The 24,261-nt window shown below is 55.3% G+C and carries 28 protein-coding genes; 7 read left to right on the top strand and 21 right to left on the bottom strand.

Translation table 11 applies throughout. The annotated features are described in order from the left end of the window. Positions 1 to 14: 14 nt before the first annotated feature. Positions 15 to 824, bottom strand: a complete 810-nt coding sequence (locus H8711_RS00190; RefSeq protein WP_249281509.1) for an alpha/beta fold hydrolase — start codon at positions 822 to 824, stop codon at positions 15 to 17. A gap of 273 nt (positions 825 to 1,097) precedes the next feature. Between H8711_RS00190 and H8711_RS00185 the strand changes: the two genes are divergently transcribed. Then, entirely contained in the window at positions 1,098 to 1,313 is a 216-nt protein-coding gene (locus H8711_RS00185; RefSeq protein ID WP_249281508.1) for a helix-turn-helix transcriptional regulator, read from the top strand. Positions 1,314 to 1,317: 4 nt separating this feature from the next. Beyond that, complete coding sequence (locus H8711_RS00180; RefSeq protein WP_249281507.1) at positions 1,318 to 1,560, top strand: DUF6514 family protein; 243 nt, start codon at positions 1,318 to 1,320, stop codon at positions 1,558 to 1,560. A 67-nt stretch (positions 1,561 to 1,627) separates the two neighbouring features. Here H8711_RS00180 and cysE read toward each other — a convergent pair whose 3' ends face one another. The 3 genes from cysE to prfB all read right to left on the bottom strand — a co-directional run bounded on the left by cysE (position 1,628) and on the right by prfB (position 4,867). After that, on the bottom strand, positions 1,628 to 2,305 hold the full coding sequence (gene cysE, locus H8711_RS00175) for a serine O-acetyltransferase (RefSeq protein WP_249281506.1): 678 nt from the start codon (positions 2,303 to 2,305) through the stop codon (positions 1,628 to 1,630). A 310-nt stretch (positions 2,306 to 2,615) separates the two neighbouring features. Next, complete coding sequence (cysK, locus tag H8711_RS00170) at positions 2,616 to 3,563, bottom strand: cysteine synthase A (RefSeq protein WP_283245787.1); 948 nt, start codon at positions 3,561 to 3,563, stop codon at positions 2,616 to 2,618. A gap of 182 nt (positions 3,564 to 3,745) precedes the next feature. Continuing rightward, positions 3,746 to 4,867 carry a peptide chain release factor 2 gene (gene prfB, locus H8711_RS00165; RefSeq protein WP_249281505.1) on the bottom strand — a complete coding sequence of 374 codons (1,122 nt, stop codon included), beginning with the start codon at positions 4,865 to 4,867 and terminating at the stop codon, positions 3,746 to 3,748. 205 nt (positions 4,868 to 5,072) lie between these two features. Here prfB and H8711_RS00160 point away from each other — a divergent pair, with 205 nt between their 5' ends. From H8711_RS00160 to rpsR, 5 genes are all read left to right on the top strand, one after another. Continuing rightward, complete coding sequence (locus tag H8711_RS00160) at positions 5,073 to 6,008, top strand: RING finger protein (RefSeq protein WP_249281932.1); 936 nt, start codon at positions 5,073 to 5,075, stop codon at positions 6,006 to 6,008. 55 nt (positions 6,009 to 6,063) lie between these two features. Further along, positions 6,064 to 6,945 (top strand): UTP--glucose-1-phosphate uridylyltransferase GalU, encoded by an 882-nt coding sequence (gene galU / locus H8711_RS00155; protein ID WP_249281504.1) that lies wholly within the window; start codon positions 6,064 to 6,066, stop codon positions 6,943 to 6,945. 122 nt (positions 6,946 to 7,067) lie between these two features. Next, a complete protein-coding gene (rpsF, locus tag H8711_RS00150) occupies positions 7,068 to 7,364 on the top strand; it encodes a 30S ribosomal protein S6 (protein ID WP_249281503.1) in 297 nt (98 codons plus the stop codon). Between the two features lie 21 nt (positions 7,365 to 7,385). Further along, positions 7,386 to 7,841, top strand: coding sequence for a single-stranded DNA-binding protein (locus H8711_RS00145; RefSeq protein ID WP_343253202.1), 456 nt, complete (start codon positions 7,386 to 7,388; stop codon positions 7,839 to 7,841). A gap of 44 nt (positions 7,842 to 7,885) precedes the next feature. Beyond that, the gene (rpsR, locus tag H8711_RS00140; protein ID WP_249281502.1) at positions 7,886 to 8,137 is read left to right on the top strand and encodes a 30S ribosomal protein S18; all 252 of its coding nucleotides are present in this window, start codon (positions 7,886 to 7,888) and stop codon (positions 8,135 to 8,137) included. A 127-nt stretch (positions 8,138 to 8,264) separates the two neighbouring features. Here the strand turns inward: rpsR and H8711_RS00135 are convergent, their stop codons facing one another. The 17 genes from H8711_RS00135 to H8711_RS00055 all read right to left on the bottom strand — a co-directional run bounded on the left by H8711_RS00135 (position 8,265) and on the right by H8711_RS00055 (position 24,256). Further along, the gene (locus tag H8711_RS00135) at positions 8,265 to 9,947 is read right to left on the bottom strand and encodes a PASTA domain-containing protein (protein ID WP_249281501.1); all 1,683 of its coding nucleotides are present in this window, start codon (positions 9,945 to 9,947) and stop codon (positions 8,265 to 8,267) included. 264 nt (positions 9,948 to 10,211) lie between these two features. Next, the gene (locus H8711_RS00130) at positions 10,212 to 10,475 is read right to left on the bottom strand and encodes a metal-sensing transcriptional repressor (protein WP_249281500.1); all 264 of its coding nucleotides are present in this window, start codon (positions 10,473 to 10,475) and stop codon (positions 10,212 to 10,214) included. A gap of 10 nt (positions 10,476 to 10,485) precedes the next feature. Beyond that, complete coding sequence (locus tag H8711_RS00125) at positions 10,486 to 13,044, bottom strand: heavy metal translocating P-type ATPase (protein ID WP_249281499.1); 2,559 nt, start codon at positions 13,042 to 13,044, stop codon at positions 10,486 to 10,488. 172 nt (positions 13,045 to 13,216) lie between these two features. Next, complete coding sequence (locus H8711_RS00120; protein ID WP_249281498.1) at positions 13,217 to 14,383, bottom strand: THUMP domain-containing class I SAM-dependent RNA methyltransferase; 1,167 nt, start codon at positions 14,381 to 14,383, stop codon at positions 13,217 to 13,219. A gap of 149 nt (positions 14,384 to 14,532) precedes the next feature. After that, positions 14,533 to 15,060, bottom strand: coding sequence for a ribosome hibernation-promoting factor, HPF/YfiA family (gene hpf, locus H8711_RS00115; RefSeq protein WP_249281497.1), 528 nt, complete (start codon positions 15,058 to 15,060; stop codon positions 14,533 to 14,535). A gap of 116 nt (positions 15,061 to 15,176) precedes the next feature. Continuing rightward, complete coding sequence (locus tag H8711_RS00110) at positions 15,177 to 16,331, bottom strand: amidohydrolase (RefSeq protein ID WP_249281496.1); 1,155 nt, start codon at positions 16,329 to 16,331, stop codon at positions 15,177 to 15,179. A gap of 58 nt (positions 16,332 to 16,389) precedes the next feature. Further along, positions 16,390 to 16,818 carry a S1 RNA-binding domain-containing protein gene (locus H8711_RS00105; protein ID WP_249281495.1) on the bottom strand — a complete coding sequence of 143 codons (429 nt, stop codon included), beginning with the start codon at positions 16,816 to 16,818 and terminating at the stop codon, positions 16,390 to 16,392. 44 nt (positions 16,819 to 16,862) lie between these two features. Further along, positions 16,863 to 17,159 (bottom strand): FtsB family cell division protein, encoded by a 297-nt coding sequence (locus H8711_RS00100; RefSeq protein ID WP_283245786.1) that lies wholly within the window; start codon positions 17,157 to 17,159, stop codon positions 16,863 to 16,865. Further along, on the bottom strand, positions 17,110 to 17,703 hold the full coding sequence (yabQ, locus tag H8711_RS00095) for a spore cortex biosynthesis protein YabQ (protein WP_249281493.1): 594 nt from the start codon (positions 17,701 to 17,703) through the stop codon (positions 17,110 to 17,112). Before yabQ ends, H8711_RS00100 begins: the two co-directional genes overlap by 50 nt. Positions 17,704 to 17,735: 32 nt before the next feature. Beyond that, positions 17,736 to 18,020 (bottom strand): sporulation protein YabP, encoded by a 285-nt coding sequence (gene yabP / locus H8711_RS00090; protein WP_249281492.1) that lies wholly within the window; start codon positions 18,018 to 18,020, stop codon positions 17,736 to 17,738. 77 nt (positions 18,021 to 18,097) lie between these two features. Continuing rightward, positions 18,098 to 18,343 carry an RNA-binding S4 domain-containing protein gene (locus H8711_RS00085; RefSeq protein ID WP_249281491.1) on the bottom strand — a complete coding sequence of 82 codons (246 nt, stop codon included), beginning with the start codon at positions 18,341 to 18,343 and terminating at the stop codon, positions 18,098 to 18,100. Between the two features lie 166 nt (positions 18,344 to 18,509). Next, positions 18,510 to 18,785: an HU family DNA-binding protein gene (locus H8711_RS00080; RefSeq protein WP_249281490.1), complete on the bottom strand. Its 276-nt coding sequence runs from the start codon at positions 18,783 to 18,785 to the stop codon at positions 18,510 to 18,512. A gap of 48 nt (positions 18,786 to 18,833) precedes the next feature. Beyond that, positions 18,834 to 19,640, bottom strand: a complete 807-nt coding sequence (gene mazG, locus H8711_RS00075) for a nucleoside triphosphate pyrophosphohydrolase (protein WP_343256270.1) — start codon at positions 19,638 to 19,640, stop codon at positions 18,834 to 18,836. Between the two features lie 46 nt (positions 19,641 to 19,686). Next, on the bottom strand, positions 19,687 to 21,426 hold the full coding sequence (locus H8711_RS00070) for an oligosaccharide flippase family protein (protein ID WP_249281489.1): 1,740 nt from the start codon (positions 21,424 to 21,426) through the stop codon (positions 19,687 to 19,689). 143 nt (positions 21,427 to 21,569) lie between these two features. Next, on the bottom strand, positions 21,570 to 22,019 hold the full coding sequence (locus H8711_RS00065; RefSeq protein WP_249281488.1) for a zinc ribbon domain-containing protein: 450 nt from the start codon (positions 22,017 to 22,019) through the stop codon (positions 21,570 to 21,572). Positions 22,020 to 22,119: 100 nt separating this feature from the next. Beyond that, on the bottom strand, positions 22,120 to 23,628 hold the full coding sequence (hemZ, locus tag H8711_RS00060) for a coproporphyrinogen dehydrogenase HemZ (protein WP_249281487.1): 1,509 nt from the start codon (positions 23,626 to 23,628) through the stop codon (positions 22,120 to 22,122). Further along, positions 23,612 to 24,256 carry an MBL fold metallo-hydrolase gene (locus tag H8711_RS00055; RefSeq protein WP_249281486.1) on the bottom strand — a complete coding sequence of 215 codons (645 nt, stop codon included), beginning with the start codon at positions 24,254 to 24,256 and terminating at the stop codon, positions 23,612 to 23,614. Before H8711_RS00055 ends, hemZ begins: the two co-directional genes overlap by 17 nt. Between the last annotated feature and the right edge of the window lie 5 nt (positions 24,257 to 24,261).

The following is a 24,261-nucleotide window of genomic DNA, read 5'->3' as shown; positions in this document are numbered from 1 at the left end:
TTTTCTTTTCTGACTCAGCTACACATCGCATGTAAAAAGCATCGGTTGAACGCTTCGAGCTCATCGTACATAATGCCGTGTCCGCTGTTTTCGAGCGTATAAAGTTGAGAATCCGCGATTTCCTCGTGCTGAATCCGCACGAGATCATTGGAAACCACCTCGTCCTTCGCCCCGTGAATGATCGCTGTGGGCACATGGACCGCGCACAAATCCGCTCTGCCGTCCTCGTCACGCAAAGAAATTGCAGCTTGAATCGTCCCGATCCCGGAGGCAGAGAGCGCAATCTGCCGAAACCAGTCGATCGCAGCCTCAGTCTGTGGGCTGGCAAAGAGCTGGCGGCTAAAATTTTCGCATAGCTGCGGCCGGTCGGTGGAGGCCAATTCGATCAATTGATCCACAGATTCCCTGGTCAGCCCGTATGGATACCCCGGCCTTTGTGTCCAACTGGGCGCCGCAGCCGCCAATAGGATCAGCTTTTTCACGCCATAGCCGCGGAAGATCCGCATGTAGCGGAGAGCAATCGCACCGCCCATGGAAAATCCGACCAAAGTGAAGTTCTGTAGCCGCAGCGCGCAGACCACCTGATAAATATCCTCCGCCATCTGGTCATATCCATAGCCAAAAGCGGGGGCATCCGATCGGCCGAAGCCGCGTAAATCGATTGCCACCATGTGATATCCAAAATTCACCAGCAGCTCCACCTGGTACTCGTAAATTTTATGCGATAGCGGCCAGCCGTGCACCAAAAATACCGTTTCTTTCCCCCAGGGATTCCATTCATAGACCGCAATCTTTGTCCCGTCTGTGGATCGAAGATAATTCATATCCAGAAATCCTCCTAATCAGTGATTTATTCCAGTATATGGGATCTTCATCGGTGTGTTTACGACCCGCAACATTGGAATGGTCATGATTGAAGCTAGCTATTTTTTCGTTTTATTGACTCGACATTTTTCTGTATTATTTTCTAATTTTCGCCAAAATACAGATAAATTATATGACAAATACGGCAAAAATGTTTGGTAATATCTTACAACATGAACTATACTTCGTTTTTTCGCCTCTTGTCTTGGTTTAAACGCTATTGAAGAGGTGATATGAATATGTCTATTCCTGGTAAGTTTTCAGATATCATCTATCAAAAACGAATCAGTATTCAAATGACGCAAAAGACAGTCGCTGAGCTGTCAGATATCAGCACCAGGCATTATCAAGATGTAGAAATGGGGCGCGTCAATCCGTCCTTGTCAGTTGCTATTAGAATTGCTGCCGTCTTGGATGTTGGCTTGGATTCTCTAAAAAGCGAGGTATAAGTGCATGTACTACCATTACCTTGCCCGTAAAGAGCAGCTTGTTTCCCCGGAACTTGGAGAATACGAAAGTTTCGGGATTCAGGCGTGGTCAGGCAATCTCGTACCGGAACGACTGCTCTTCTTTGTCTCCGACATCTCCACCGAAGAGGCCACAGTCGTAGATTTGGTGCAGCGCTGCCACAGGCTTCAGCTCTCTCCGGATCACATCTCTGATATCCTGGCGGACTTCCTTGTCGATCTCGAATAATCCTTCTGTGAATTTTTCCAACTGAAAACGGCCGGTGCAGTTTTTGTTGCACCGGCCGTTTTCAGTTTTACGGCTGCGCGGATACAGCCGCGCCGGCCGTTTGTTCCTTTTCCTGTTCCAACTCGCGGATACGTCTTTCCATCTGTTCCATCTGGAAGCGCATTTTGCAGAGCTCCTGCGCCACTGGATCGGGGATATGCACCTGATCCAGGTCGGCGGTGACCTTCTTGTTGCCCCGCCGCACCACACGCGCCGGCACGCCCACAGCGGTGGCGTCCTCAGGGATGGGCTCAAGCACCACCGCGCCCGCAGCGATCTTGGCGTTGTCCCCCACTGTAAACGGCCCCAAAATTTTGGCGCCGCTGCCGACCATCACATTTTTCCCCAACGTCGGGTGTCGCTTTCCCTTGTCCTTGCCTGTACCGCCCAGGGTAACCCCCTGATAAATGGTGCATCCCTCGCCCACCTCGGCAGTCTCTCCGATCACCACGCCCGCGCCGTGATCGATGAGCACACCGCGCGCAATCTTTGCTCCGGGATGGATCTCGATACCAGTGAGAAAACGTGCGAATTGCGAGATCAAGCGCGCAAGAAAAAACAACTTATGGGTATAACACCAATGCGATACGCGGTAGAACATCAAGGCGTGCAGCCCCGAATAGAGAAGAAGCACCTCTATGCTGCTGCGAGCCGCCGGGTCGCGTTCCCGAATCGCTCGGATATCTTTACGTAACCCTCGAAACATGTCAAAATCTCCTCTCTAAAACAATACGCCCCTGCATCCGCGCGACCGGCACGGACACAGAGGCGACAATTTCTGCCACGGTTCCACTCTGATTGGGACTCATTTTTGCCGTTAACGCCGGCCTACGTCCGCGCCTACCGGGCCTTTGCCGTTCGGCGCGGCTGCTCCCAGGTGCACTTCCCCCGCCGCCGCGCCAGGGACACTTTCAGCGGATCATGTCCCCTCTCTGCTGCACCGCATACGGGCTACTCTTCCTGCTCGCCGCAATTTAGCAATCTAACATTTACTTTACCATATAAAACTAAAAAGATCAAGCGTTGTCGGCCTTTGATGTGAACAGCCCGGTGGAGAGATACCGCTCACCGGTGTCCGGCAGCAAGGCCACAATCAATTTCCCGGCGTTCTCCGGACGCTTCGCCAATACAGCGGCCGCATGGAGCGCCGCTCCGGACGAAATCCCCGCCAACAAGCCCTCCTGTTTGGCAACCGCACGCGCAGCAGCAAACGCCTCGTCGCCGGTCACCTGTAAAATCTCATCCACGACGCCGCCGTCATAGATATCCGGCACAAAGCCTGCGCCGATGCCTTGAATCTTGTGCGGACCGGCCTTTCCACCGGACAGTACCGGGGAATCGGACGGCTCAACCGCCACAACATGAACCGCAGGATTGTGCGCTTTGAGCCCCTGGCCGACGCCGCTGACCGTGCCTCCGGTGCCCACGCCCGCCACGAAGATATCCACTTTGCCGTCAGTATCCTGCCAGATTTCCTCCGCTGTGGTTTTGCAGTGGACAGCCGGGTTAGCCGGATTGACAAACTGGCCGGGAATAAAGGAACCCGGAAGCCGGTCTGACAGCTCCTTGGCCTTGGCAATCGCGCCGCTCATCCCCTTGGCGCCCTCGGTGAGCACCAATTCAGCCCCCAGCGCCTGCATCAGCATCCGGCGTTCCACGCTCATGGTGTCGGGCATAACGATGATGACGCGGTACCCCTTTGCCGCACCCACATAGGCCAGCCCGATGCCGGTGTTGCCGCTGGTTGGCTCGATGATCGCGCTGCCCTCCTTGAGGAGGCCGCGCTGCTCCGCATCCTCGATCATCGCGAGGGCGATGCGATCCTTCGCGGAGGAAAGCGGATTGAACGATTCCAGCTTTGCTACAATTTTTGCCCCTGCGTCGCAGGTCTTTTCATAAGCGCTCAACTCCAGCAGCGGGGTATTTCCAATCAGATCATATAGATGTTGTGCAATCTTCATCATTCAATTCTCCTCCAGCTTATTCTATGCCACCGGAATCTGGGGTGATACCGCCGGCGGCGTTTTATTTCCTATTTTAATTGTAGGATTAATTCCATAATACTCAGGAGAACGCATTCTGTCAAATATTCTGAAAAAATTCAGAAAGCAGCGCCATTGATAAGAATTTTGTATCGCGCCCTTCGTTACTGCTTATTGAGTTCCCCCAGGCTGGAGGCTTTGAGGTAGGCGTTGATGAAGCCGTCGAGATCCCCGTCCATGACCGCCTGGATGTTGCCCGTCTCAAAACTGGTGCGGTGATCCTTCACCATGGTGTAGGGCATGAACACATAGGAACGAATCTGGCTGCCCCATGCGATCGCGCTGTGATCCCCGCGGATATCCGAAATTTTCTCGAGGTGTTCGCGCTCCTTGATCTCGACCAGCTTGGCGCGCAGCATTTTCATACACATATCGCGGTTCTGGAATTGGCTGCGTTCGTTCTGGCAGGACACCACGATCCCAGTGGGGATGTGGATCAAGCGCACCGCTGACGAAGTCTTGTTGACCTTCTGGCCGCCCGCGCCGGAGGAACGGTAGACCTCCATGCGGATATCCTCTTCATTAATCTCAACCTCAACGTCGTCCGAAAGCTCAGGCATGACGTCGAGCGAGGAAAAAGAGGTGTGGCGGCGGCCGGCCGCATCGAACGGGGAAACGCGCACCAAGCGATGCACCCCCGCTTCAGATTTCAAAAATCCGTAAGCATTCAAGCCCTCCACCATGATGGAGGCGCTTTTGAGCCCCGCCTCATCCCCTTCCAGGTAATCGAGGATGCGGTATTTGAAGCCATGCCGGTCGCTCCAGCGGGTGTACATGCGGTAAAGCATCTGCGCCCAATCCTGGCTCTCGGTGCCGCCCGCACCCGCGTGGAACGTGAGAATCGCGTTGTTCGCGTCGTACTCGCCGGTGAGCAGCGTGGAGAGCTTTTCATTTTCCAAGTCGGTCTCGATCTTTTCCACCGAAGCCTTGACCTCGTCCAACACCGAGAGGTCCCCCTCTTCGTTTGCGATCTCCACCATAGTCAGCGCATCCTCGCACTGATCTTTGAGCGCAGTATAGGCGCCGATCTTGTTTTCAATCTGGCGGGTCCGCTGTAACACCTTGGAAGAGTTCTCCATATCGTTCCAAAAATTGGGCGCGCTCGCCCGCTGCTGCAGCTCATCCAGCTCCTGCTGCAGGCCCTCCAGGCCAATCGCAGCCGCGAGCTCCTCGATCTGCGGCTGCAAGCCCTCCAGTTTCAAGCGGAGTTCATCATATTCCAGCATGAATGTTCTATCCTCCAGTGGTTTCAAAATTTCAGATGCGGTGCAAAATACCGCATATTTCCACACACAAAGATGTGCGGGCACTTACCTATTTATTCTATCTTATCCGGGAAGATTTGTAAACTGATTTATTTTTGTTATTGGTTTTTTCATGGGAATATACTATAATAGGGATATTGGTATACATGGGAGGTAATCTATTTTGATGGATCAATACAGGGGTGCGCCCTGCCCGGTCTGTGGCAAGCCTCTAACTTCGGACGACGACATTGTCGTCTGCCCCGACTGCGGCGCACCGCACCACCGGGAGTGTTATCTTGCACACGGGAGCTGCGCCTTTGCGGAACAGCACGCCTCAGGCATGGTCTGGCAGCGGCCGGCTGGATCGGATGCGTCGACGGATGTGCGGCCGCAAGTAGCTCCCCCAGTGCAAATGCCGGACACTGGAACCGCCCCGCCCGATTACCGCAAAAACTTTGAGCGCCCCTCCGGCGGTTATCAGCCGGTTGTGGATGCAGAGCACCGCGAGCAGGCGAAGGAATTCGGTATCGCCCCCGACGATGAGCTCGGCGGGGTGACCGTTAAGGAAATCTCCCAGTTTGTCGGGGAGAACTCGATGTATTATCTGCCGCGCTTCAAACTGATCGACATGCAGCAGCCGTTCCTCAACATCAACCTTTCGGCGGTGATCTTCAATTTCCTCTATTTTTTCCACCGCAAAATGTATAAGGTGGGGGCCATCCTGCTTGTGTTCTTCCTGTTGAATATGCTGCCCCGCCTTTTGCTGCTCTATTACATCTTTCCCGATTGGATGCAAAGCTTTTTGTACGGCAGTGTGCCGGTCATCAATTCCGGTTACGACAACCTGTTGATGCTTTCGCAAATTTTCCACTACGTCTATATGGCCCTGTGCCTCGTCGCCGGCGTATTTGCCAACAAATTTTATTTTCGTTTTGTGGTGGATCGCGTCCATGAGATCAAAAAACGTTGTCAGGATCTCCCCGAAAGCGATTACGTGAAGGCCCTCGCCGCGGGCGGACGCACCAACCGCATCGCAGTCATCGCCTTGATCGCCGTCCTGTTCCTGGTGTTTTCTTTTTATGTTCTGTTCCTTATAAACCGTTACGGTTATACCATCTGACGCGTACCCGTTATCGATTCGGCATCAATTAAAGCTGACAGGAGGAACGCAACCGATGAAAATTAAAAAAGCTGTCATCCCGGCAGCCGGTCTGGGCACCCGTGTGCTGCCCGCATCCAAGGCGATGCCCAAAGAGATGCTGCCCATTGTGGACAAGCCTGCGATCCAATACATTGTGGAGGAAGCGGTCAAGTCGGGCATTGAGGACATCCTGATTATCACCAGCCGCGGCAAGACCACGGTGGAGGACCACTTCGACCGCGCCCCGGAGCTGGAACAAAAACTGCTCTCCTCCGGAAAGGAAAAGGTTTACCGGGAGATGGTGGAAATCTCCAATTTGGCCAACATCCAGTATATCCGCCAAAAGGAAACCAAGGGCCTGGGGCACGCGATCTACTGTGCCAAGGCGTTTGTCGGCAGCGATCCCTTCGCGGTGCTCTACGGCGACGACGTCATCATCGGCGAGCGCCCGGCCTGTGGCCAGCTCTGCGAGGCCTACGAAAAATATGGGCTCGGCATCGTGGGGATCAAAGAAGTGCCTACCGACCAAATTTTGAAGTATTGTTCCCTCAAGACCCAACACCTGGACGGGAACTGTTATAGCGTCACCGATATGGTGGAGAAGCCCCGGATCGACCAACTCTTTTCCAACTACGCCATATTGGGCCGCTGCGTGCTTCCGGCAAAAATCTTCCCAATCCTGGAGCAGTTGCGCCCCGGCGCGGGCGGTGAAATCCAACTCACCGACGCCATGCGCGAGCTTGCGGTCATCGAGGGCATGGTCGGTGTGGAATATGAAGGCGTGCGCTACGACATGGGCAACAAGCTGGGCATCTTGCAGGCAATCGTCGAGGTCGGGTTGCAGCATCCCGAGGTCGGAGAGGATTTCCGGCGATATTTGGCGGAAGTTTGCACAAAATATGGCATCTGTAATTGACTTATCCAATAAAATGTGCTATCATTAATCTGTTATTGTCCTGTTCTGCGCTTCGGAACGGGATAACGACGATCCTTGCTCCGTCTTAACGGGGCCTAATGTCCATAAGGAGGTGTATTGAAATGGCAGAGATCAAAAGAAGCTATGAGACCGTTGCAATCTTCAACACGAAGGATGGTGAGGAGGCTGTTGCCGCTCTCATCGAAAAGTTCAAAGCGCTGATCAGCGAAAACGGTACGATCGACAACGAGGCGGATTGGGGCAAGCGCAAACTGGCCTACCCCATCGAGGATGAGACCGAGGGTTATTACTACGTCATCAACTTCACATCCGTCCCTGAGTTCCCCGCTGAGCTCGATCGTGTGTACAAAATCACAGACGGCGTGCTCCGTTCCCTGATTGTAGAGAACGAGCAGTAAGGGAAGGACGGTGTATAACTGGTGAATAAGGTCATTTTGCTGGGTAGATTGACCGCTGATCCCGAACTCCGTCAGACCCCAAACAATATCTCCGTGACCTCCTTTACCGTCGCGGTAAACCGCCCCTTCACCAAGGGTGCGGAACGGCAGGCCGATTTTATCGACTGTGTCGCATGGAGGAACTCCGCTGAGTTTGTTTCGCGCTATTTCACCAAGGGTAAACCCATCCTGGTGGAAGGGCGTTTGCAGGTGCGCAGCTACGAGGACAAGCAAGGCAACAAACGCAGAGCTTATGAAGTGGTCTGCGACAATGTCAGTTTTGTGGAGGGCACGCGTCCCGACGGTCCGTCCGGCACCTATGCCGCTCCCGCTGCGCCTGCCGCACCGGCCCCCGCTGCGGATACCGGCGTGGCCTATTCCAACGGCGATGTCGGAGACTTCCAAGAGGTCGACGGATACGACGATCTCCCCTTTTAATCTGTGATTTTGGCAACTAACCTATTTTAAAGGAGGTTTGTACCGTGGAAAGAAATGAAAGACCGGAAAGACCGAACCGCGTCAGAAAAGGCCGCAAAAAGGTCTGCGCGTTCTGTCAGAGAAAGGCTGAGACCATCAGCTATAAAGATGTCGCCGAGCTGAGAAAATATCTCTCTGAGCGTGCGAAGATCATCCCCCGCCGTGTGACTGGCACCTGCGCCCGCCACCAGCGGATGCTCACCGTGGCCATCAAACGCGCCCGTCATCTGGCGATGCTGCCCTATGTGAGCGACTGATTCTGATCCAGTCCTATCAAAGCGCCCCTCATATGAGGGGCGCTTTTTTTGCTGAATTTTTTAAAGGCAGAAACGCCGCACAGCCGTTTTACACGACTGTGCGGCGTCATCTACCGGTGTCTTTTGGCTAGTTTTCTTCGTCCTCTTCTGAGGAATGCTCCGGCTTCTGTGCAATGTACAGATAGACGACATCCTGTTCCTTGAGCACTTCGGAGCCGGGCTCCAAGCTGGTGCGGTTAATCAACGGCGGATCAACTGCATTCTCGTCCTCCTCAATCACCACATCATAGTAGATATTCATGGAATCCAAAGTACGAGCCGCCAATTCCAGCGTGCTTCCGATCAAATAAGGCATTTTGGTCTTCTGCGAGCCCTTGCTGACATACAAAATAATGGAGCCCTTGTTGAGCATGGGCGTCCCCTTCTTGGGGGACTGATCGTAGACTACGCCGCTCGGCGTCTCGTCGTTGTACTCCTCCTTGAGAATAAATTCATACTTTTGGGTATATTCACCATTGTTGATCACCCGATCTGCAAACTGCCCAGTAAAATCAGGCACGCCGACGTCCTGTGGCGTCGAATCCTGTTCGGACGACGGCTCGCTCGCCGACGAGCTCTCGGACAGGCTGGCGGGTTCGGACGATGAGGACGGATTGAGCGTCGGTTCCACAACCAGAAAGTAGAGAAGCAGCATCACCGCAAGCAGCGGGATCATCGTCAAAATCATCACGCGGAACGGGAACGGCAGCTTAGAAAAAGGGTTGCGGCTGCCCGAACTGCCAGATTCGGTATGCGTTCCCGCTTTTTTGGAATCGAATATGGTGGTGTTGGAAGCGGCAGTTTCCAACAGGCGCGCAATCAACTGATCGACGCTTTGAATCCGTTTCTCAACCGAAACCGTCATAGCGGTATCTAACGCCTCGGAGATGGCCGGCGGAACCGAACTGTTGAGCAGATTGGCCGGGTACAGGGTATCCTTTTCCCGGCGCAGGTCGCCGGATACCGGCATCGTACCGGTGAGAATCCGATAGATCACCGCTGCAATACCATAGACGTCTGTCCAAGTTCCCTGCCATCCGCTGGCTGCATACTGTTCGGGCGCCGCATATCCTTCGAATAATTCGCAATTGAGCTCACTCTCAGCCGTGCGTAAAGCAGGTACCGAGAAGCCCCGCAGCCACAGCTGCCCTTTGGCATCCACCAAAATAGTGTCCGGCGAGATTCCCCCGTGGACTGCGCCGGCCTTATGTACCGCCGACAGCGACTTAAGCAGGGGCATCAGCATCGGTTTAGCCTGCGACCAGCTGAGTTCCCCGCCATTTTCCAGCAGATAAGTCGAAAGGGGGACCGCCTGTATGTACCGATACACCACATAAACCGTGCCGCCCGCTTCTAAGAGGTCTAAAACCGGCACCAAACCGCTGCTGCCGCTCTCGGTAAGTTTCTGTAATAGCTGCGCAATCTCGAGATAATCGTACATCAGCGCCTTGTATTGCGCCTCGCGCCCATATCTGGGCAACACCCGGCCGTCCGACTCGTTGCGGCTGCACAAAGTGCGCGGAAAATACTCCCCAATGAGCAGCTTGCGCTCCTCTTCCAGGTCATATCCGATATAGAGAGCGCCCTCGCCGTTTTGCATGACTAGATTTCCCACCAGATACCGTTCCGCCAGCTCGGTGCGCGGCGGCAGGTACTCCCTGCTGAACGTCTGGCTTCCACGCATATATCCGCAGTGCGGACATTTTTCCGCTTCCCCGTCCAATAACGACATACACCCCATACAAAGTCTTCGCTTTTCGTTGTTGGTCAAACCAGTTCACGCTCCCACTTTTGGAGTTGTATCCGAAACGTTTTCTGACACAATTGGAACGGTAGGCATACCTACCGATTCTATTAGTATACCATTCCTGCGCCACCTTTGCCAATCGCGAATAAACTTAATCGCGGCCGCTTTTGAGGGCAATTACCGTATAATATGCACAAATCTGCGCGAATACAACCGAAGGGCTTCCGCAGTTTTCCAGAAAAATTCCAGAAAATGCGAAAGCCCTTCTCGATTGTGGTAAGGGAACGATCAGCGCGATATTTTATCCACCAGGTCGAGGATTTCATCAATCTTATCTCCGTCATCCCCAGCGCTCACAGCGTCGCGTACACAGCTCTGCATATGCGCCCGCAACACCTCACGGCTGACCTTGTGGAGAATCGATTCGGTCGCCAAGATCTGGTTTGCAATATCGATGCAGTAGCGGTCGTCATCCACCATCTTTAGAATTCCGTCGAGCTGACCGCGCGCCGTCTTTAACAGCCGGGTCACCTTTTCTCTGTCCGCTTTCATCGCCGCCACCTCAGCGCACGCCGGTCACGGTATAGCCCGCGTCGGTCACCGTCTTGGTGAGCTCAGCATCCGAGACCTCCGCATCCATGGTCACCAGCGCATTTTTAGCCTCCAAGCTAACTACCACATCCTCCACGCCGGGCAGGACGCTGAGCGCCTGCTTGACATGGGCGGAGCAGTGGGAACAGGACATACCTTCGATCGAAATGGTCTTTGTCATCTTTGTGTTTCCTCCTTGATTATCATGATCTTTTGAATTGGTTTCTGCTTCTACCAGCTGCATATCGCCGCGCCGCGCGTGATAGCGGGGGCGGAACAGCTTCAGACGCAATGCATTGGACACCACGCAAACCGAAGAGAGGCTCATAGCGGCCGCGCCAAACATGGGATTGAGCTTCCACCCCAGCACGCTGTAAAAGACGCCTGCGGCAAGCGGGATGCCGATGCTGTTGTAGCACAGCGCCCAAAACAGGTTTTGCTTGATGTTGCGGATGGTTGCCTTGGAAAGCTGAATTGCGGACACCGCATCCAACAGGTCGCTCCGCATCAGAACGATATCGGCCGATTCGATCGCCACATCGGTTCCCGCGCCGATCGCCACACCGACATCCGCGCGCGCCAAGGCCGGGGCGTCGTTGACGCCGTCGCCGATCATCGCCACCTTTTTGCCCGCCTCCTGCAAGCGCCGCACCTCGCGCTCCTTATCCTGGGGGAGCACCTCAGCGACCACCCGGCCGATCCCGACCTGCCGTTGGATCGCCTGGGCCGTGCGCGCATTGTCGCCGGTCAACATCACCACATCGATGCCCATGGCTCCGAACTCGGCCACCGCGTCCCGGCTGGTCGGCTTGATGACATCCGCAACCGCGATGATACCCAGCAACCGGTCGCCGCGTGAGAAGTAGAGTGGGGTCTTGCCGTCCTCTGCGAGACGGTCTGATTCGGAGGCAAAGCGGCCAAGCGCCACCTTCTGTTCCTCCATCAGCTTGCGGTTGCCCGCGTAGCAGCACGCACCATCCATCTCGACCTCAAGCCCGCGCCCCTCCAGCGTGGTGAAACTTTCCACTTTGAACAGAGTAAGGTTGCGATGGGCGGCCTCTTCCACAATCGCTTCGGCCAAGGGGTGCTCAGAGGGCTTTTCCAATGACGCGGCCACCTGGATCAGTTCCTCCTCTGTGACCCCGTCCGCGGGGAGCAGATCGGTGACACGGGGCTTGCCCTCGGTAATGGTGCCGGTCTTATCCAGAACCACTGTATCGATGCTGTGCGCTGTCTCCAGGGCCTCTGCGGATTTGATGAGGATGCCGTTTTCCGCCCCCTTGCCGGTTCCCACCATGATGGCGGTTGGGGTAGCAAGGCCGAGTGCACAGGGGCAGGAAATGACCAGCACAGCGATGCCGATGGACATCGCGAATTCAAAGCTCTCCCCCACCAGCAGCCAGACAGCGACTGACAGCAGCGCGATGCCGATCACAATGGGGACAAACACGCCGCTCACCCGGTCTGCGAGCTTGGCGATCGGCGCTTTGGAAGCGCCCGCCTCCTCCACCAGACGGATGATCTGCGCCAATGCGGTGTCGTCGCCCACCTTGGTCGCGCGGAATTTCAGCCATCCCGACTTGTTGACGGAAGCTCCGGTGACTGGGTCGCCCGCCCGTTTCTCCACCGGAATGCTCTCGCCCGTCAGCGCGGATTCGTCCACTGCGCTTGCCCCTTCCAGCACCACGCCGTCCACCGGGATGCTCTGTCCCGGCTTTACGACGACCACGTCCCCGATCACGACCTCTTCCACCGGGATTTCAAGCTCCTGTCCGTCGCGCTCGACCAAGGCTGTCTTGGGCGCGAGGTTAACCAGCTTGGTGATCGCCTCGGAGGTCTTACCCTTGGAACGGGTCTCCAGATATTTGCCCAGCGTGATCAGGGCCAAAATCATGCCGGAGGTTTCAAAGTAGAGATCCATCGAGTACTCATGCACCAGGTGCATATCGCCGTGTCCCAACCCCCACCCGATTTTATAGATGGCATAGATTCCGTAGACGATCGCCGCGGCTGAGCCGATCGCAATGAGTGAATCCATGTTGGGAGAGCGGCGCCAAAGGGTCAAAAACCCGTTTCGGAAATACTTTTGGTTGACATAGACGATCGGCAGAAGGAGCAGGAACTGGGTAAACGCAAAGGTCAGCGCATTTTCCATCCCCAGAAAAACGCTTGGGAGCGGCCAACCCATCATATGCCCCATCGATAGATAAAACAGCGGAATCAAAAATACAAACGAAACGACCAGCCGCCGCTTCATTGCAGCGAGTTCCTTCGCCATCAAATCCGCCGGGCTCTCCGTCTGCTTCGTTTCCCGTTTGAAGCTGTGTACCCGCGCGCCATAGCCCGCCTGTTCCACTGCCTGCTCGATCTCTGCCGTGCCTGTGACTGTGTCGTCGTAATCCACCGACATGTTGTTGGCCAGCAGATTCACCTGAACTGACCGCACGCCCTGCACCTTGGACACAGCTTTCTCCACATGCGCCGAGCAGGCCGAACAGGTCATACCGGTCACATCAAACTTTTGGTTCATGTAATCACCTCGCACACACCCCCCAGGGGGTGTAGTATCTATGTCCATAGCATACTCATTTCGTGCAGTTTTGTCAAGTCTTTTCCATTAAAATTCTCCTCTTAGTTTTCGGCGGCAGGGCCCAAATATACAAAAAGGAGCCTACCTCGCTTCCGAGGCAAGCTCCGTCCTGTCACTCATTTCTATTTTCTTGGCGTGCGGCTGCCGGTTTTTCCGGCTCGCCTTTAAAATACATATAAAGCTGGCACTTGATCATGCCGTTGTACAGCTTGCGCCGGCGATCCGCGCCTGAACCGAACAAGTCTTCAAACTGTTCATCCGGGCTGATGATGTAGTAGCTCAAATACTTGCGCCGCTCAAACACCCGGCCCATCGTGCGGTAAATCTTTTGCGCCTCCTTGACCTCAAGCATCCGTTCCCCGTAGGGCGGGTTGGTTAATATCAGTGCGCGAAGCTCGTCGGTGTGAAAATCCGCGATGTCCCGCTGCGCGATCTGAAACCGGTTGGCGACCCCCGCCTTGCGCGCATTTTCCTGGGTGAGCTCCACCGCGGCGGGATCGATATCATAGCCATAGCCGCGGAAGCTGGCCTTGCGGTCGATCTGTTCCAAGGCCTCCCTGCGCACCCGTTTGAAGGTGTCGTCTGAAAAGATACTCCACCGCTCAGCGGAAAAGCGCCGGTTGATGCCGGGCGCGATGTTCAGCGCATAGAGAGCCGCTTCGATCAGTAGCGTCCCCGAGCCGCAAAACGGGTCGTACACCAAGCTGTCGTTGCGAATCCGTGCCAAATCCACAATGCCAGCCGCGAGGGTCTCCTTGATTGGGGCGATGTTAGCGTTCTGGCGGTAACCGCGCTTGTGCAGCCCAGCGCCGCTGGTATCCAGCATCACCGTCACGATGTTTTTGAGGATGGAAAATTGCACCTGTACCCTGCATCCGGTCTCTTCAAACCAGTTCTGGCCGTATTTCTCCGACAGCCGCTTGACGATCGCCCTTTTGACGATCGACTGGCAATCTGGCACGCTGTGCAGCTTGGAGTTGAGCGACCAGCCCTTTACTGGGAAGGCGTCCTCCTTGCGAATAAAATTTTCAAATTCCAGCGCCTTTACCCCTTGGAACAGCTCCTCAAAAGTCTCCGCGCGGAAGGAGCCCAAAACAATCAGCACGCGTTCGGCGGTACGCAGCCAGATGTTTGCCTTCGCGACATCCTCTAAATCTCCCATAAAGGTGACGCGCCCGTCCGTGACCTCAATGTTTTGAACCCCAAGCTTCTTCACCTCCGCGGAAAGCACACTTTCCAGGCCAAAAATGCAGGGGCATGCAACTTTAATTTTACTCATCTTCTTCTCCATTCAATTCCAGCCGGCCTCCATCCCCACCGGCACTGTTTCTGCTGTTTCATTTGCAACCTACTAGAAAGAGAACGGTTTCCGCCGCATAAGCGACGGAAACCGCATCACCACACTGTTGATTGGGCTTGCGGAATAGATTAATCGTCAATCGGTTCGATCAAACCGTAGTCTCCGTTTTTCCGCTTATATACCACATTGATCGCACTGTTTTCCGCATTGCGGAACATATAAAAGCTATGGCCCAGCATATTCATTTGCAGGATCGCTTCTTCCACCGCCATGGGCTTGATGGGGAATTTCTTGGTCTTGACCACCTGATACTCGGTGGAATCCTGCTCCAACAGCTCCATTTCAGAGGGCAGGAACGCCTCGTCCCGCACGCGCTTGCCCAGCTTTTGCTTATTCTTGACAATCTGGCGGAACAGGTTGTCCACAACCGCATCAAGAGAATCGAGACGGTCAGCGGTAGTCTTTTCAGAGCGATAGAACATACCTTGCGATTGGATCGTTACCTCCACGGTTTCGCGCTCACGCTCGTTGGTCACAACAACGGTGACCTTGGCGTCGTCCGTAAAGAACTTATCCAGCTTGCGAAGCTTTTTTTCGCAGCGTTCCCGGAACGAATCTTTTACGGTGGTCTTTCGGGCAGTGATGGTAATGTTCATAAATTCAACCCCTTCTTGTAAAATAAGACATCACACAAGCGAAATATGGAACTTGCATAAATATCTTGTATTCATTATACCACAATTCACTAAAATGTACAAGTAAAAACTAAAATCTATTTGCACTCACCGTTGACAATCACCAGCTTCGGTTTGGCATATACCGAGAGAGGATCGCCGAAGAAGAAGACGAGATCCGCGTCCTTACCTGGTTCGATGCTGCCCACGCGGTCTGCAATGCCGCACAACTCAGCCGGATAAATGGTGATCGCTTTGAGCGCTTCGTCGTAATCCATGCCGCCGCGCACCGCGATGCCAGCCGAGAGCGCCAAATATTGAATCGGCACCTCGGGGTGATCGGTACAGATAGCGGTTTTGACCCCAGCTTTGGACAGGAGGCCGGGATTCTCCAGCGCCTGGCCGGCGAGCTCCGGCTTGGTACGCGACCCGATCAGCGGACCGGTGACCGCACCCGCACCACGCGCCGCCAGCCGCTCAGTCAGCTTGTAGCCGTCGGTGCAGTGGATCAGCAGGTAATCCAAATCGAACTCCTCGCAGATGCGGACGGCGGTGCAGATGTCGTCCGCCCGATGGGCATGGATATGGGCCTTGACCTCCCGTTTCAGCAGCGGGATCAGCGCCTCACATTTAAAATCCAGCTCCGGCTCGTCGAGCTCCTCATCCTCCGCAGCCGCCTCCTTGTCCTCCAAATAGCGGCGGGTCTTAGCGAGCTGCTCGCGAATCAGGGCCGCAGTGGCCATGCGGGTGGTGGGCGCCTGCCCCTTGGCGTGGTAGGTAATCTTGGGGTTCTCGCCCAGCGCCAGCTTGACGGCGATGTTCTCACGCAGAAGCATGTCGTCCACGCAGCATCCCCTGGTCTTCATCGCGCACACCTGCCCAGCGATGGGATTGGCGCTGCCAGGGGCGACCACCACCGTGGTGACGCCGCCCGCGAGCGCCTCGGAGAAGCAGCGCTCGGTCGGGTTTATCGCATCGAGTGCCCGCAGATGTGGGGTACAGGGGTCGGTATCCTCGTTGCCGTCATCCCCCTCAAAGCCCATAGAATCCTCCCACATGCCGATGTGGCAGTGTGCATCGACAAAACCGGGGTAGACCCCAGCTCCTGCCGCTTCGATTACCTCTTCGCCCTGCGCCGGCTGGTATTCCTCCATCGGGCCGACCTCAGCGATTTTGGTTCCCTGTGTGCGGATATAGCCCTTTTCTATCGTCGGGCCCGCCATCGTGACGATTTTACCGTTGATAATGACCATAGATTTACTCCTTAATAAAAGAAAGCGCCCCTCTGCGGGAGCGCTTCCGTATTTTTCCTTATCCCCGACCGCCGCGGCTGCGGCCGTTGCCGGTGCCGCGCTTGACATCACTGTAACGGCGCAGGTCGGACATCTTGTCGTCGCTGGTCTGCTTGAACTTACTCATCATATCCTCGAACGACATGCCGTCGGTCTTGCGGGAGGAGGACCAATCGAAGCTATCCTGGCGGGGACCTTCGCGTTTGGGCGGAGGCGGCAAGGCGCGTTTGATGGAGAGGCTCACCTTTCCTTCCGGTGTGATCGAAAGGATTTTCACCTTGACCATCTGGCCTTCTTTTACAAAATCGGAGATCTCATTGACATAGGTGGTCGCAACCTCTGAGATATGAACCATACCGGTCTTTCCGCCCGGCAGTTCCACAAAGGCGCCGAATTTTGTAATCCCGGTTACTTTGCCTTCCACGATTTTTCCCACTTCAAGCTGCATAAGAAACTACAGTCCTCCTTAAAATTTCGATGTCCTCTGCGGAGTCAGTTACCGGATGTATCGATGTAAACAGTCTCGTCTGGGTAAGCATAACCGTATTCGTCCTTCGCGAGGCGTTCCACATACTGTTCGTTGTCGCTCTCCAACAGGCGCTCGATCTCCTTGTTTTCCAGGCGTTTATCCTCCACCTGTTGCTGCACGGCGATCAATTCCTGCTCGCGGCTTTTGATGTCAAATTGTTGTTGAACCAGCATGTACACGACGTACACCACAAATACACAGACAGCAAATTTAAGCAACCTGGCCTTGTCGTTTCTTTTTTCTTTTTTTGCCCCGCGCATTGGGTGTACCACCTCTTTTTTCGTTGACGTTTTTGGTGTTTCGGTGATGCCCCTTAACACATAAATTATACACTAAAACGCCGCGTTGTTTCAAGCTATATTTCGCTTTTGCCTGAACTTTTTTTGCCCTGACCGCTATTTTGCCGCTCAACCGCTCAAATTTGTGCGCCAACCAGCAAAAGAGCACCACAAACGGACGTATAAAGATGCGGTAGAGCAACCGGAACAGCGCCTTGACAAACCGGATGATCGCTTTGGACACGCGCATCACCAACGCGCCGAGCGAGAAATAATAGACGGTCGCCCCCAGCAGCTCCCCAATCACCAAGAAGACGCGCACATGTCCATTGATGGCGGAAAGGGAGAATAGGAATGTCACAATGGCGCACACCACAAAATAGGTGATGTCCTCCAGAAAGATGATAGCACTGCTGTGACGGATAGCAAGTCGAAAGATGCGGAACACATCATAAAACAGCCCCAGCGCAAAGCCAAGCGCCAGGGACTGTAAAAAGACGGTGGTTTGGGTGTTTACCTCGATCATTTCCCTGCCCTCCCACGGATGATTCGCTTCGATCAGCGGAACAGGCGCGCAAACAGGCCGCCGCCCCGCCGGGCGTCATCGTTGGTATAAACCAGGGAATGGATCTGCCCCTCCACATTCAGCTCCCCCGTATCCACATTCAGCTTATTGATGTGCAGGCTTTCCCCTTTGATGGTCAGTTCTCCCATATCGGTAAACAACACCACAGTCTCTTCATCGAAGCTGTCGATGTCCTCTACGCCCGAAACCGTGAGGGTATGACGGTCCTCCAGAATCAGGTTGTGCGGCATCTTCACCAGCTTTTTTTCTTCTGCCATATTTTCTGCCTCCCCTCGCAATTCTGCCTCATTGTTAGAGGATATGCGAACCGGCAAAAAGATATGCAGAACCAGCCTCAGTCCTCCAGCACCAGGTAGCCCTGGGACGCAGTCTCCTTGGTGGCGTACTCATCCACCTTAACCACCCGCACCTTGAGCGGGTGTGTGCCGAGATTGATCTCGATGATATCATTCTCCTTGACATCGTAGGAAGCGCGCTGTGGCCGCCCGTTGACCGAAACCCTGCCGGCGTCGCACGCCTCGTTGGCGATGGTACGGCGCTTGATCAGCCGCGTAATTTTAAGATATTTATCCAGCCTCATGCTTTTTTCTCCTTTACATCAAACCAATGCAAAAAGGATGCGCCGGGGAACCGCTCGCCTTTGCCCTGTGCGGCCGCAGCCGCTCCCCCAGCAAAACCAAACGCCTGACGCCGGGCCATCCGGCCGCCAGAATCCCAAACGCATCCCGTTTTTTCGATGCAAAAATTTATTTCGCAACCGCGTCTTTGAGCGCCTTGCCCGCTTTGAACGCAGGCAGTTTGGACGCCGCGATCGGCATTTTCTCCTTGGTTCTGGGGTTGATGCCCATTCTTTCACCGCGCTCTTTGACCTCGAAGGTGCCAAAACCAACCAGCTGTACCTTATCGCCGCTCACCAGTGCCTCTGTAATTGCGTCAATCACCGCAGAAACAGCTTTCTCGCTGTCTTTTTTTGTCAAATCAGCTTTCTGTGCCACCATGCTAATCAGATCGGTCTTTGTCATTTTCCATAGCCTCCATTGTTTTTCTCAATATTTAGAAACAGATCAGTGCTATCTGTTGCTTACCTTCTTAGCCTGCCGCCAAAGCTCGTCCAACTTCTCGATCGGGGCATTCTTCATATCCACGCCCTGCTCTGCCGCGAGCTGCTCCACCTTGGAAAAGCGCGCGATAAACTTCTCACAGGCGCGGCCGAGCGCTTCCTCCGCATCGACATGCACAAAGCGCGATACGTTCACCGCAGCAAACAACAGGTCGCCCAGCTCCTCATCGACGTGTGCGCCGTCGCCCTGCTTCATCGCCTCGTCGAGTTCGTCCACCTCGCTGCGCAAATCGCTCATCGCCCACTTCTCGTCGGGATAATCGAACCCGGCGCGCGCCGCGCGCTGCTGAACCTTTGCGGACCGCATCAAACCAGGCAGCGCCTTGGAGACGCTCTGCAAGGTTTGAGTATCGCTCTGCTGCCCCTTCTCGCGCTTTTTGATGGCATCCCAATTGCGGAGCACCTCACTGGAATTATTCACACAAACATCCGCGAAAATGTGCGGATGCCGGACTACCAGCTTTTTACAAATCTCGGTGCAGACATCCTCAAAATTGAAGGTCCCGCGCTCCTCCTCCATCTGGGTATGAAACACCACTTGAAGGAGTACGTCGCCCAGCTCTTCCCGCAGAAGTGCGGTGTCCTCAGTGTCGATCGCCTCGCACACCTCGTAGGTCTCCTCGATAAAATTTTTCCGGATAGAATGGTGATCCTGCTCCCGATCCCAGGGGCAGCCCTCTTCCGAACGCAGAATCCGCATGATCTGCCGAAGATCCTCGATGGTATAGCGATCTTTTATCGTAAAATCAACCGGCACAGCCTTCACCTGAACTTCCTGCTTTTTTTGGAGAACTCTACTTATATTACCTTATCATCCCTCTTTTTTCAAGAGCTTTTGCAATTTTTTCGCCCCCTGGCAGCATAAAAATATCATCTTTTGTGATGGCTCGTAACAAAAACAGGAAAAGCATGTAAATGATACCTGCAATGGCAATTGCGGCGAATGTCGCGAGGGTTGCTGGCAGCCTGCGGGCCAGCAGGCCCTGCGCCGCCCAGGCGCCCAAACCACAGCCGACAGCGGCCAACAGCGGCTTGCCAAACGTCTGCACCACAGGGATCGAGATGCGCGCGCAGCGGCAAAGGATGGGAACCGAGAATAGAATGATGAAAGCGTAGCAGATCAGGGTGCCATAGGGCGCCACTTGAATATTGATCTGCGGATCCGCGATAAACAGGTAGTTGGTGGCGAGCTTCAACAGCCCTCCTCCCAACATCAGCTTTACAGGAACGTCCACGCGGCCGATGGCCTGCAACATGCTGTTCACCGGTGTGGCCAGCGAGACGAACAGCACCGCGATCCCCAAGGTGCGCAGCATCGGCGCGGCGATCTGCACCGCCGCTGTGTCGCCCGGATAAAGCAACTGTAAAATCGGACCGGACAGCGCACAGAGCCCCAGCCCCGCTGGGAAAGCGACGATCGAGGTGATGCGCAGCACCGAACCGATGCCGCGGGTGAGCTCCCCGCGGTTTTTGGTTCCCCAGGCCGCCGCGATCATCGGTAAAGCACTTACGCCAAAGGTGGTGGTGATGGCGGGCACCAGGTTAAACACCGTGACCGCCATGGTGTAAGCTCCGTATAAAAAGTTGGGGATGTCCTCCAACTCCATCGCGGGCGGCACAGCGTTCTGGTACATGCCGAGAATGGCGGCGGAGTCGCGCGCAATCGCGGTGGACAGGCGGTTGGTGATCGAGCTGATGTCGATGAGGGTGGTGATGTTGAGCACCAGCGATCCCAGGCAGACCGGGATTGCCAACCGCACCAGACGGCGCATCAGCACGCGACGGCCCGCCGGCTGGGGGGCCGCCTGGAGGTCCTCCCGGGTGATCCCATCCCCAGCCAGGCGGTGGCGCAACCACAGATAGAGGGTACCGAGCAGAGTGCTTACGACAATACCCGCAATCGCGCCTGCCGCCGCATAGGGCAGTACATCCAACTGTGCCCGCTCCAAGCTGGGGCTTGGCCGGCCAAATACGGTGCCCAGCCGTTTGTATTCCTCCAGTCCCCTCTCCATCATATCGGTGGCAAACCACATGCCGAAAACCAACTTGGCCAGCGCTTCCACCACCTGGGAAACAGCGGTGGGGTACATGTTGCGCAGACCCTCATAGTAACCGCGGAAGGAGGACGTGAGGCAGACGAATAAAATGGCCGGAGCCATCACGGCGACGGCGTAATAGGCCTCCTCGTTGCGGTTGAACTGCACGTAGGGGCGCGCACCGAAATACATCAGCAGGCTGCCCGCTGTTCCAGTGACCAAAAATGCAAATGTGGATAGCCTGCGGATGCGCCGTACATCCCGATAACGGCAGAGCGCGGCATTTTCCGCCACCATCTTGGATACCGCCACCGGCAGCCCTGCTACAGACAGCGCATACAGGGTGTTAAACAAGCCGTAGGCGATGTTGAAATAACCCATGCCGGCCGCGCCGATAATGTTGGTGAGCGGCATCTTGAAAAAAACGCCGATCACCTTGACGATCAGGGTCGCACCCATCAGAATCATGGCGCTCTGTAAAAAGGTCTGCTTTTTTCTGGTTGTCACGCGGGCACTCCCCCTGCATCATTTTCTCCATCTATGATACTGTTTTACGCAAAAAAATATACCCTTTGCCGCCTGGGAAAAGAAAAAGGGCGCCGAACGGGGATTCACCCATTGACGCCCAGATTATAACGGTTCTGCTGTGCTTATCCCTGTTCGCTTTGCTCCGGCTGCTCCCCCGAAGGCTGCTCCGCGACGATAATTCCGATCGAGGCCGCCTCCGGTTCCTTCGGCTCTGGGGACATCTTCGCCCCGCATTTTGCGCAGTAGATCGCCTCTTCGTCGTTGATCGCGCCGCACTCAGGACAACGGATAGCGCTCTTGAGCTCGTTGATCTTGTCGCTGATCTCATTGAGCTTGGCGATCAGGCTATCGATCTCATCCACACAGATGTCGATCAAATCCTGATTCTCCTCGCCGCTCTTATGAAATTTATACACAAATGCGCCCAATTTTTCATATGTCTTCTGAATTTCACTGTTGATCTGCATGCGGTTCATCTTGAGCTTCGCAAGCTCCACCGCCTGGCCAGTCTTTTTGCCCGCGATATCCACCAAATTTTTGGCTTTGCCGAGGAATTCGTCAAACGTATCCACTTGGTTCTCCTCCATTCATCGTTCAAGGTTGACTCTCGCCCCTATTATATGTCGATGTAACAATTGTTGCAAGCAAATTCCCGAAATATTCCGGAATTATTCACAGATTCTGCTGAATTCCTTCTCTAAAAGGGTGCGATGCATAAAACGCAGGAATCTGCTTCTTGCGCCGCAGCACCTCGTCGAAACGGCTGATGTATTCATAGGGGTATTTGTAGTTGAACACCCGCTGAATCAGCCCTCCGCCCGGCTCGCGCAGCTTGGTGACGCCGCCTGCGCCCAGCGCCACGATCGAGTGGGTCTCATCCATGATGTAGACGTTGTAAAGCCCCTCGTGCCCCCTGCGGCAATACCCCACGTTCTCCATGTTGTCCACCGTGTTCTTCTGGCGATAGAGGTAGTAGGGCAGATATCCCTCTGCCGCAAAGCGTCCGGAGGCGTAATCCAGCATGGCGTGAACCGCCCTGCTCTGTGCGCGATGAACCTGTTCGGCATCCTCCGCCAGAGCGGCCGCGCGCTTGACCGACAGGGTGTGCAGCGTGATATTCTCCGGCCCAAGCCCGATCACCTGGTCGAGGCTGGATGCGAAGCTCTCCGGTGTATCGGTGGGAAGCCCCGCGATCAAATCCATGTTGATGTTGTCGTGCCCCACCCTGCGTGCCAACTCGTAAGCCTCAACCGTCTGCCGCACCGTATGCCGCCGCCCGATCTCCTCGAGTACGCGGTCGTTCATCGTCTGGGGATTGATGCTGATGCGAGTCGCGCCGCAGGCCCTGAGTACCCGAAGCTTCTCTTCGGTGATGGTGTCCGGCCGGCCGGCCTCCACCGTGTACTCCCCCTGACAGGGTGAGCCAAAACAGCGGTTCACCGCGTCCATCACCCGTCGGAGTTGCTCAGCGGAGAGGGTTGTTGGCGTGCCGCCGCCGAAATAGATCGTCTCCAGGCGCAGCCCTCCCACCGAATGAATCCGCTCTGCCGCGTCCTCGATCTCACGAATCAGCAGTTCGACGTATTCCGGCAGCAGTTTATGCGTCTTTTCGATCGAATGCGACACAAACGAGCAATAATGGCAGCGGGTCGGGCAGAACGGGATGGAGAGGTAGAGGCTGTAGGAGTTCGGCTGCGAGCGGGCGAGCACCTTTGCCTCCTGCCGCGCCGTCTCAAGCATCAGGTCGATCTTTTGCGGCGTGACCAAATATTGCCCGGACAGGATGCGCCGGATCTCGCTATCCTCCATCCCCTGCGCGTGGTAACGGTGCACAAATTTGACCGGACGGATGCCGGTGAGCACTCCCCAGCCGGGATGGATACCGGTGAGCGGCGCCAGAATGCGATAGAGCATCACTGCGAACACGCGTTCGCACTCCGCATCCAGATTGGCACGGGCGGCGTCCACCGCCTCCTCGGCAGTTTTACTGTGTCCATCCAGACGCACTGCCACAGAGAGCAGCGCCCGCCGCCCCTCACAGGCCATTCGAGTATAAACCGCGTCCTCCTCAGGGTTTTCCGGCGCGCCTTGCAGCACCTGCAATCTTTTCCCGGGAAAAAACATCCGAACCAGCGACTCCACCTCGTAGTGGCAGTCGTGGCCGTCAATATAAACCTTCATTTTCTAACATCCCAATGTATTCGTTGTGGGCCCGCTCGCGCTCCATGGTGGTGGCAGGGCCGTGGCCGGGATAGACATCGTAGTCGCCGGGCAGCGCCGCCAGGCGGTCCACCGAGCGCAGCATCGCATTGAAATCGCCGCTGTACAGGTCGCAGCGGCCTACAGTGCCTTCAAACAACGTGTCCCCCGAAAAGAGCTTATCGCCGCAGAGGTAACAGGCGCCGCCCGCGGTGTGCCCCGGTGTGATCAGCACACGGAAGGTCAACTCATCCATCACGATCTCGTCGCCGTCCTCCACCAACCGGTCCGCGGTAAACAGCTTATCCTTCACCTTCCAGAGGTATTTGGTACCGTACATGGGCATCGGGTCGAGGATGATCGCATTGTCGATGCGGCTGATGACCACCTGCGCGCCATAATGTGCCTGTAGCTCTTTCACCGCACCGATATGGTCGTGGTGCGGATGGGTGACCAGGATATAGCGCGGTGTGTAACCGCGTTCGTCGATAAACCGGATGATCTCCGGCGCATCCGACGCGGGGTCGATGATGGCACAGCTGTTTTTTTCGCTGGATACGATATAACAGTTGGTCTCCAGCTCGCACAGGACGAGGCTTTCAATTTTCATAGCAG

It is taken from the genome of Ligaoa zhengdingensis, assembly GCF_014384885.1.
GTDB classification, from domain to species: Bacteria; Bacillota; Clostridia; order Oscillospirales; family Ruminococcaceae; genus Ligaoa; species Ligaoa zhengdingensis.
Note: the sequence above shows the minus strand (reverse complement) of the source record. Positions and strands in the feature narration are given on the sequence as shown.

Excerpts from the sequence above, each read along its gene's own strand:
- hemZ (WP_249281487.1), bottom strand. The coding sequence starts at position 23,628 with ATGAAGGTTTATATTGACGGCCACGACTGCCACTACGAGGTGGAGTCG.
- H8711_RS00130 (WP_249281500.1), bottom strand. The coding sequence starts at position 10,475 with ATGAAAGCGGACAGAGAAAAGGTGACCCGGCTGTTAAAGACGGCGCGC.
- H8711_RS00055 (WP_249281486.1), bottom strand. The coding sequence starts at position 24,256 with ATGAAAATTGAAAGCCTCGTCCTGTGCGAGCTGGAGACCAACTGTTAT.
- H8711_RS00120 (WP_249281498.1), bottom strand. The coding sequence starts at position 14,383 with ATGAGTAAAATTAAAGTTGCATGCCCCTGCATTTTTGGCCTGGAAAGT.
- rpsF (WP_249281503.1), top strand. The coding sequence starts at position 7,068 with ATGGCAGAGATCAAAAGAAGCTATGAGACCGTTGCAATCTTCAACACG.
- yabP (WP_249281492.1), bottom strand. The coding sequence starts at position 18,020 with ATGGCAGAAGAAAAAAAGCTGGTGAAGATGCCGCACAACCTGATTCTG.
- H8711_RS00100 (WP_283245786.1), bottom strand. The coding sequence starts at position 17,159 with ATGCGCGGGGCAAAAAAAGAAAAAAGAAACGACAAGGCCAGGTTGCTT.
- cysK (WP_283245787.1), bottom strand. The coding sequence starts at position 3,563 with ATGATGAAGATTGCACAACATCTATATGATCTGATTGGAAATACCCCG.
- yabQ (WP_249281493.1), bottom strand. The coding sequence starts at position 17,703 with ATGATCGAGGTAAACACCCAAACCACCGTCTTTTTACAGTCCCTGGCG.
- H8711_RS00160 (WP_249281932.1), top strand. The coding sequence starts at position 5,073 with ATGGATCAATACAGGGGTGCGCCCTGCCCGGTCTGTGGCAAGCCTCTA.
- H8711_RS00105 (WP_249281495.1), bottom strand. The coding sequence starts at position 16,818 with ATGCAGCTTGAAGTGGGAAAAATCGTGGAAGGCAAAGTAACCGGGATT.
- hpf (WP_249281497.1), bottom strand. The coding sequence starts at position 15,060 with ATGAACATTACCATCACTGCCCGAAAGACCACCGTAAAAGATTCGTTC.
- galU (WP_249281504.1), top strand. The coding sequence starts at position 6,064 with ATGAAAATTAAAAAAGCTGTCATCCCGGCAGCCGGTCTGGGCACCCGT.
- H8711_RS00190 (WP_249281509.1), bottom strand. The coding sequence starts at position 824 with ATGAATTATCTTCGATCCACAGACGGGACAAAGATTGCGGTCTATGAA.
- H8711_RS00110 (WP_249281496.1), bottom strand. The coding sequence starts at position 16,331 with ATGGTCATTATCAACGGTAAAATCGTCACGATGGCGGGCCCGACGATA.
- cysE (WP_249281506.1), bottom strand. The coding sequence starts at position 2,305 with ATGTTTCGAGGGTTACGTAAAGATATCCGAGCGATTCGGGAACGCGAC.
- H8711_RS00180 (WP_249281507.1), top strand. The coding sequence starts at position 1,318 with ATGTACTACCATTACCTTGCCCGTAAAGAGCAGCTTGTTTCCCCGGAA.
- H8711_RS00185 (WP_249281508.1), top strand. The coding sequence starts at position 1,098 with ATGAATATGTCTATTCCTGGTAAGTTTTCAGATATCATCTATCAAAAA.
- H8711_RS00085 (WP_249281491.1), bottom strand. The coding sequence starts at position 18,343 with ATGAGGCTGGATAAATATCTTAAAATTACGCGGCTGATCAAGCGCCGT.
- H8711_RS00125 (WP_249281499.1), bottom strand. The coding sequence starts at position 13,044 with ATGAACCAAAAGTTTGATGTGACCGGTATGACCTGTTCGGCCTGCTCG.
- H8711_RS00080 (WP_249281490.1), bottom strand. The coding sequence starts at position 18,785 with ATGACAAAGACCGATCTGATTAGCATGGTGGCACAGAAAGCTGATTTG.
- prfB (WP_249281505.1), bottom strand. The coding sequence starts at position 4,867 with ATGCTGGAATATGATGAACTCCGCTTGAAACTGGAGGGCTTGCAGCCG.